The following is a 1,091-nucleotide window of genomic DNA, read 5'->3' as shown; positions in this document are numbered from 1 at the left end:
AGCGTTCCCGCCTGGCCGTCGATCACGGCGGCATCCAGGCCGACCTGCAGGCCCCAGCTGTTGGTGTCGACGTCGGCGCCGCTGGTGGTGACCGCCGCTTCCGGACGATGGCGACCGCTTTCCATCCGGCCCCACATGCCGATGCCCGAGGCGGTGAAGCCCGACCATTGCCGGTTGCCGACCCGCTCCTGCAGGGTGGGAAGGCCGTTCAGCTTCTGCAGCGTCTGCGCATAGCTCTCGTAGATCGGCACGCCCGGCTGGTAGAGCGGTCCCTGCGGCTGGCCCGACCCGTCGAGCAGGGCCGAGCGCAGATACCAGTCGCCGTCGGCCGGCGTGGAGGCGCCGCCCTGATACAGCCGGTAGCCGTAGGCGCCGGCGATCACCGCCGGGCTGCCTTCGAACACATAGTCGCCGCGCAGCGTGAAGGTGCCGTCCGAGGCGCCGCCGGTCACGTCGACGATCTTGATGCCCTCGACCGTCTGGGCGCCGAGACCGCCGATGTTGATCACGACCAGCTCGGTCGCGCCGGCCGTTCCCTGGGTGACGACCAGCCGATCGGTCGGCGAGGCATCCCCGCCCAGCTCGGCCTCGATCTCGAGCACGCCGCCATTGCCGGTATAGGTGCCCGCGACGGTCAGCGTGCCGATCGAATTGCCCGGCGCGACGGTGCCGGCGTTCAAGGTGGAGCAGACCGTGCCGGTGCCCTGGAGTCGGCCGTCCGGCCGAACGTCCACGTCGCCGCACAGGCTTCCGTTCACCGCCAGCGTGCCGTCGACCCGCGTGCTGCCGGCAAAGCCCGAATTGTCGCCGGTCATGACGAGCATGCCGGCGCCGGCCTTGGTCAGCGCGCCCGTCCCGGACAAACGGCCTTCGAAGGTGAAGGTGGTCCCTTCGGCGGTCGAGATCGCGCCCGCGCCCGCCATCACCAGGTCGCGCCGGCTGGTGATGTCGGCGCTGGTCGCCAGCGTGCCGCCGTCCAGCGTGACGCTGCCGAACTCGGCCCCGAGATTGGCGTCGTCGGAAATCTGCAGCGTACCGCCGTTGATCAGCGTGCCACCCGTATAGCTGTTGACGCCGCTGAGAACGAGCGT

The 1,091-nt window shown here is 70.3% G+C and carries 1 protein-coding gene; it reads right to left on the bottom strand.

Annotation, left to right across the window (positions count from 1 at the left end; all coding sequences use genetic code 11):
- The coding region (locus EKM57_RS21660) for an autotransporter outer membrane beta-barrel domain-containing protein (protein WP_129794617.1) at positions 1 to 1,091 on the bottom strand (1,091 nt) is incomplete at both ends.

Origin of the sequence: Sphingosinicella sp. CPCC 101087, from assembly GCF_004151485.1 — a bacterium.
Classification (GTDB): Bacteria; Pseudomonadota; Alphaproteobacteria; order Sphingomonadales; family Sphingomonadaceae; genus Allosphingosinicella.
This window is presented reverse-complemented; position numbering and strand designations above follow the sequence as displayed.